The organism is Nocardioides sp. (genome assembly GCF_031422975.1).
Classification (GTDB): domain Bacteria; phylum Actinomycetota; class Actinomycetes; order Propionibacteriales; family Nocardioidaceae; genus Nocardioides.
On sequence record NZ_JANPEO010000320.1, the window covers coordinates 1 to 6,050 of the forward strand.

7 protein-coding genes are annotated in these 6,050 nt (G+C 66.8%); 2 read left to right on the forward strand and 5 right to left on the reverse strand.

The annotated features are described in order from the left end of the window. Both RMO85_RS09715 and nrdR read right to left on the reverse strand, forming a co-directional pair. Nucleotides 1-2,128: vitamin B12-dependent ribonucleotide reductase (locus RMO85_RS09715; protein ID WP_310528526.1), on the reverse strand; the 2,128-nt coding region annotated here is incomplete at its 3' end. Between the two features lie 75 nt (nt 2,129-2,203). Continuing rightward, the gene (gene nrdR, locus RMO85_RS09720; RefSeq protein WP_310528527.1) at nt 2,204-2,695 is read right to left on the reverse strand and encodes a transcriptional regulator NrdR; all 492 of its coding nucleotides are present in this window, start codon (nt 2,693-2,695) and stop codon (nt 2,204-2,206) included. A gap of 367 nt (nt 2,696-3,062) precedes the next feature. Here nrdR and RMO85_RS09725 point away from each other — a divergent pair, with 367 nt between their 5' ends. Both RMO85_RS09725 and RMO85_RS09730 read left to right on the forward strand, forming a co-directional pair. Continuing rightward, nucleotides 3,063-3,419 carry a hypothetical protein gene (locus RMO85_RS09725; protein WP_310528528.1) on the forward strand — a complete coding sequence of 119 codons (357 nt, stop codon included), beginning with the start codon at nt 3,063-3,065 and terminating at the stop codon, nt 3,417-3,419. A 79-nt stretch (nt 3,420-3,498) separates the two neighbouring features. Beyond that, a complete protein-coding gene (locus RMO85_RS09730) occupies nt 3,499-3,975 on the forward strand; it encodes a universal stress protein (RefSeq protein WP_310528529.1) in 477 nt (158 codons plus the stop codon). Here RMO85_RS09730 and RMO85_RS09735 read toward each other — a convergent pair. The 3 genes from RMO85_RS09735 to RMO85_RS09745 all read right to left on the reverse strand — a co-directional run. Beyond that, the gene (locus RMO85_RS09735) at nt 3,945-4,940 is read right to left on the reverse strand and encodes a CAP domain-containing protein (protein ID WP_310528530.1); all 996 of its coding nucleotides are present in this window, start codon (nt 4,938-4,940) and stop codon (nt 3,945-3,947) included. The genes RMO85_RS09730 and RMO85_RS09735 overlap by 31 nt on opposite strands. Nucleotides 4,941-5,018: 78 nt before the next feature. Next, on the reverse strand, nt 5,019-5,786 hold the full coding sequence (locus RMO85_RS09740; protein ID WP_310528531.1) for a hypothetical protein: 768 nt from the start codon (nt 5,784-5,786) through the stop codon (nt 5,019-5,021). 53 nt (nt 5,787-5,839) lie between these two features. Next, nucleotides 5,840-6,050, reverse strand: a 211-nt coding sequence (locus RMO85_RS09745; protein WP_310528532.1) for a hypothetical protein, incomplete at its 5' end; no start/stop codon positions are given.

Here is a 6,050-nt window from a genome sequence, read left to right on the forward strand (position 1 = left end):
CGTCCTTCTTGGCCTTGCCACCACCGTCGGCCAGCGGCTGGCCGACCTTCGCGTTGTCCCTGTAGACCGCGGTTGCTTTGAGACCGAGCTTCCAGGACTGCATGTAGACGTCCTCGATCTCCTCGACCGTGGCGGTCTCGGGGAGGTTGACCGTCTTGGAGATCGCACCGGACAGGAACGGCTGGCAGGCCGCCATCATCCGCACGTGACCCATCGCCTTGAGGGACCGAACACCCATCGCGGTGTCGAAGATCTCGTAGTGCTCCTGCTTGAGGCCGGGCGCGTCGATGACGTGACCGTGCTCGCCGATGAAGGCGACGATGGCCTCGACCTGCTCGGGCTGGTAGCCCATCTTCTCGAGCGCACGCGGGATCGTCTGGTTGACGATCTGCATCGAGCCACCGCCGACGAGCTTCTTGAACTTCACCAGGGAGAAGTCGGGCTCGATGCCGGTGGTGTCGCAGTCCATCATGAAGCCGATGGTGCCGGTCGGCGCGAGCACCGAGGCCTGCGCGTTGCGGAAGCCGTTCTTCTCACCGGTCGCGATGACGTCGGCCCACGCCGCGGTGGCCAGCTTGTGCACGCGGCCGTCCTCGGTGTGCAGCACCCGCACCACGTCGTTGGCGGCCTGGTGCTTGCGCATGACCCGCTTGTGGGCCTCCGCGTTGCGCTGGTAGCCGGCGTAGGGACCGACGATCGCGGCGAGCTCGGCCGAGCGCTTGTACGACGTACCGGTCATCAGCGAGGTCAGCGCGGCCGCCATCGAACGACCGCCGTCGGAGTCGTAGCCCAGACCCATCGCCATCAGCAGCGCGCCGAGGTTGGCGTAGCCGATGCCCAGCTGGCGGTAGTCGCGAGTCGTCTTGGCGATCGGCTCGGTCGGGAAGTCGGCGAAGCAGATCGAGATGTCCATCGCGGTGATGATGAACTCGACGGCCTTCGCGAACAGCGCGGCGTCGAACGTGTCGTCGTCCTTGAGGAACTTCAGCAGGTTGAGCGACGCCAGGTTGCACGAGGAGTTGTCGAGCGACATGTATTCCGAGCACGGGTTGGACGCGGTGATGCGGCCCGTCTCCGGGTTGGTGTGCCAGTCGTTGATCGTGTCGTCGTACTGCAGACCCGGGTCGGCGCACTCCCACGCCGCCACGGCGATCTTGCGCCACAGCTCGCGGGCGTCGACCTGCTCGATGATCTCGCCACTTGCGCGGGCCCGCAGACCGAAGTCGGTGCCCTGCTCGACCGCGCGCATGAACTCGTCGCTGACGCGGACCGAGTTGTTGGCGTTCTGGTACTGCACGGACGTGATGTCCTTGCCGCCGAGGTCCATGTCGAAGCCGGCGTCGCGCAGGGCGCGGATCTTGTTCTCTTCGTTCTTCTTGGTCTCGATGAACTCCTCGATGTCGGGGTGGTCGACGTCGAGCACGACCATCTTGGCCGCGCGGCGCGTCGCGCCGCCCGACTTGATGGTGCCGGCGGAGGCGTCGGCGCCGCGCATGAAGGAGACCGGGCCACTCGCCGTACCACCCGAGGAGAGCAGCTCCTTGGAGGAGCGGATGCGGGAGAGGTTGAGGCCGGCACCGGAGCCGCCCTTGAAGATGAAGCCCTCTTCCTTGTACCAGTTCAGGATCGAGTCCATCGAGTCGTCCACCGAGAGGATGAAGCACGCGGAGACCTGCTGCGGCGAGGGCGTGCCGACGTTGAACCAGACCGGGGAGTTGAAGGAGAAGTACTGGTTGACCAGCAGCCAGGTCAGCTCGTGCTCGAAGATCTCGGCGTCGCCGGTGGACTTGAAGTAGCCGTGGTCGATGCCGGCCTTGGTGTAGGTCTTCACGACCCGGTCGATGAGCTGCTTGAGGCTCCACTCGCGCACGTCGGTGCCGACGGCGCCACGGAAGTACTTCGTGGTCACGATCGTCGAGGCGTTGACGGACCAGAAGTCGGGGAACTCGACACCACGCTGCTCGAAGACGGTCTCGCCGGTCTTCCAGTTGGTCTGGACGACGTCGCGACGCTCCCAGTTGATCGCGTCATAGGGGTGCGTGCCCTCGGTGCTGAAAACGCGCTCCAGCGTGAGGCCTGCACCCTTCGTCGACGCAGCGTCGGTGCCGGTGACATGCGTCTCGGTCATGAATTCTCCTGTTGAACTTGTTGGGATTGGTGTGCCCGGCACGCGGCTTCCCCACCACGTGCCGGGCAGTCTGGGTCAGCCAGTGGTGGCTGGTACGGCGACGTCGGTCGCCTGCTCGAGGCGGCGCTCGGCGCGCAGCATCTCGATCTCGTTCTCGAAGTCCTCGGCCGAGTCGAACGCGCGGTAGACGCTTGCGAAGCGGAGGTAGGCGACCTCGTCGAGCTCGCGCAGCGGGCTCAGGATCGCGAGGCCGACCTCGTTGGCGTTGACCTCGGCCTGGCCGGAGAGACGCAGCGCATCCTCGACGGCCTGGCCCAGGCAGGCCAGCTGGTCCTCGGTGACCGGGCGGCCCTTGCAGGCCTTGCGGACGCCGGCGATCGCCTTGTCGCGGTTGAACGGCTCGCTCGCGCCGCTGCGCTTGAGGACCATCAACTGCATCTGCTCGACGGTCGTGAACCTCTTCTCACAGGTCGCGCAGACCCGGCGGCGGCGGATGGAGGATCCATCGTCGGCGACGCGGGAGTCGAGGACCCGGGTGTCGGTCTTGCGGCAGTAGGGACAGTGCATCGCGCGACCTCCTTCCGGGATGTGTGGGCGCGACGGAAACACCCGTACACGAGTGTCAACGCATGTGGAACGGTCGATGTTTCCTGTGGAGAACTGGCGCGAAACTGTGCACTCGGGGCCAGCCGTTGTGAACTAGATGTGGAAAACCACACCGGTGTAACTACTAGATGTAGTGGTTACCGTACGTCGCGCCCCAACGGTTGGCAAGTGACCGAACGGGCCATTTTCTACCGCTCTGTTGCGGGTGGGTAAAACCGCAGGTCAGTGGCCCCTGACCCCCTCTGCCAGGGTCCCGATCGCGGCGTGTCGGGCGCTCGGCGTGAGCGAATCTGACCCGGCGTACGTCGCCATCAGCCACAATGGCCCGGTGGCTACGGGTAAGCGGGCGGGATCACGACGCAGTGCGCAGGAGAGGGCCTCCTTCAACCGGCCCGCTCTCGCGTTCGCCCTGGCGATCACGGCCTGCCTGGTCGCCTGGGGCTACCTCGTCTACCTCGCCATCGACTTCGGTACGTCGGCGCGTGCCGGTGACTCCGGTGCGTGGGCGTTCCTCGTGCTCAGCTCCTTGGGGGCCGTCGCCTGCCTGTTCGCGGGGCTGCTGTTCGTCTCACGGCTGATCCGCGCGCTCGGCCTTCCCTCGCATGCGGACGACGACGGTTCCCCCGTACCGGAGCCCAACCAGGTCGCACACCGGGCGCCGGGCGGGCGCCGCGCTGCGCGCTAGCGACGCAGAGCACAAGGTCCCCGGTCGAGGGGACCTCCGACCGAGTCGATCGGCCACCTCGGCCGCCTAGGGTCGAGACATGAGCAGTGGGCCAGGAGGACAGGCCGAGGCACGCACCTGCCTCGTTGCGGTGGACGGCTCCGAGGCCAGCATCGATGCGCTCATCTGGGGCCTGCGGTACGCGAGCGATCACGACATGCGGGTCGAAGTGCTCACCGTGTGGCCGCCGCACGGCAGCGTCTTCATCCACGAGGTGCCCGGTCACTTCTGTGCTCCACGTTGGCGGGCCCGGGGCGCTCAGGCGGACGTCATCGAGCAAGCCCTCGAGGAGGTGGCCGATCGCCCGGCCATCGCCACCAGCTTGGAGAACGGTGACGCCGCGGACGCGATCGTGCGCGCGTCAGCCTCGTGTGAGCTGGTGGTCCTGGGATCGAACGCCGACCAGACCCCGCATCGACTGACGGCCCGCATCATCGATCAGGCGCCGTGCAAGGTCGTGGTGGCTGGCACTCAGGGCGCGTCCCGTCAGCGGCTGCGGAAGAACTTCACCGTGTAGCTGGTGGCCTGACCGGGGACGCCGTCGATGGTGAGGTTGGAGACGCTCACCTTCGCCTTGCCGACCGGATGGATGGGCCAGGTGTCTGGCATCTCCCACACCAGGGTCGGCTTGCCGGGCGAGTCCTCGGGCGGGTGGACCTTGAGGCCCCTGACCCGTGCGTTGTCGAACGTGACGCGGACCGTGGCCTGGGAGAGATCGGCCTCGTCGTCGCCGCTGGACAGCGACCACCGCCCGCGGGGGTCGAGCCGGCTCGGGAACCAGCCCGCCGCCGGCCAGCTGACCCAGTCCGGGTTGGGCGCTGCGTCGTTGAAGGGCTGGCCGAACAGGTAGGAGACGTTCGCGGTCGCCGTACCCCCCAGACCGATCGCGGTGAGGTAGGGGTAGAGGAACCAGCGACGGTGCCCGGCCGCCTGGTTGATGTTGCCCCAGTCGTCGAGGTAGGACTCGATCTTGTCGGCGTTGGATTCGCTGCGCAGGCCTTGGTAGAGATTGGACATGCCCGCCGCGTCGTAGCCCTCCTGGGACCAGCACGGCCACGACTTCGGCGGGTAGTGGTTGACCGCGCCCTTGGCGGTCATCATGATCGCCGCGGCCTGGGCCTGCGCCACCGTGTCGGTGTCGAGCGCCAGCGGCGTGAGGCCGGTGAGCAGGCGGGCGAAGTTGATCGCCCCGAGCTGCTTGTTGGTCGAGCCACCGGACAGCGCGCCCGGCAGACACTTCTTGACGCTGCCACCGAGCCACCGCGGGCGATCCGCGTCGGCAGTTCGCCACAGTTGCTTGTACGCCGCCCGCACCTCGCTCTTCTTGCTGGTGTCGATCGCCATCGCGGCGCGCGGGGGGACCGGTCCCGCGCCCTGGCGCGTGGTCACCGGCTCGTCGTGCTCGGTCGCGTTGGCGCCCGTGGCCAGGCCGGCGGCGATGACCAGCGGGACCGCTAGCGCGGCGAGGGGGCGGAGACGCATGGGGTGGCCTTCCCGAGATGGACCGGATGTGGCGACGCTATCGGGCGTTGTCCAGCAAACGAGCGTCAGCGGGACGCGTCACGCGGCTGGGGGTTCTCCCGGGTCCATCACCAGCTCGGGTGAAGCCTCCAGGATCGCCAGGTCGATCGAGTCGCCCACCACTGTCACCGTGTCGTCGATGTCTTCCCACTGGCCGCCGTTGACCCGGAAGCTGCCGGAGTAGACGGTGTTCACCCTCGGCTCGACCGGGTCGAGGCCGGTGAAGGTGTGCACGACATCCTGGGCGGGATAGGGGTTGCCGGCACTCGCGGTGGTGGCGCTCGCAGCATCCCCGAAGTGCCAGACATAGGACGTGGGCGTCGCCTGGATCTCCACCGTCTGACCGAGCAGGGTCACGACCTTCGAGGTCGGCTGGTTGTTGGTCGTGTAGAAGATCGTCTCGAAGTTCACCAAGGTCCTGCCACCTTCCGGTTGCACGGTGAGACGCGACTTCGGCCACTCGAGCGCCTTGAAGCGCTTGGCGACCAGGACCGCGATGGGTGGTGTGAAGACCTTGGAGTCGCCCTGCGTGAGGCAGGCAGTGCCGACGAATACGCCGTTGCGCGTGACCGCATAGATCGTGCCCGTGGCTTCTCCGACCGAGCAGGCCCGGGGATTGCTGCACGGTTCGGGCTCACCGCTCGTGCCGTTGAAGCACGCCTGGAAGACGGTGTAGATCGCTTCGGGGTCGGAACTGACCTTCTCTTTCAGGGACTCACCCGTGTAGGCGCACGTGGTAGTCGCGCCAAGAATCGTTGAGGTGGAGACACATGCAGGCTCTTCCTCGCCGCCGAACGACGGGGGCATCCAGCCGTAAAGGCAGGCGACTATCACCAAGCACAGACTCACTGCCCTAGACGTCATTTCGCCAACACCCGGTAATCGGTGACCTTGAAGGATGATCCGGTATCGACGAGTTCAATTCGGAAGACTTGCGTCCCGCCCGGATAGCGCTCTGGCTTAGCTCCAGCATCGGGCGTGAGCCAGGACTCGGCCGTCTGAACCGTGGAATCGTAAGTATCGCCCGCCGATCCCACGCGCCGAACCTGCTGCACCCTGCTACCGCCTACC

Bases quoted from the DNA above. Each gene is read 5' to 3' on its own strand.
- nrdR (WP_310528527.1), bottom strand. From the start codon at position 2,695: ATGCACTGTCCCTACTGCCGCAAGACCGACACCCGGGTCCTCGACTCC.
- RMO85_RS09740 (WP_310528531.1), bottom strand. From the start codon at position 5,786: ATGCCCCCGTCGTTCGGCGGCGAGGAAGAGCCTGCATGTGTCTCCACC.
- RMO85_RS09730 (WP_310528529.1), top strand. From the start codon at position 3,499: ATGAGCAGTGGGCCAGGAGGACAGGCCGAGGCACGCACCTGCCTCGTT.
- RMO85_RS09735 (WP_310528530.1), bottom strand. From the start codon at position 4,940: ATGCGTCTCCGCCCCCTCGCCGCGCTAGCGGTCCCGCTGGTCATCGCC.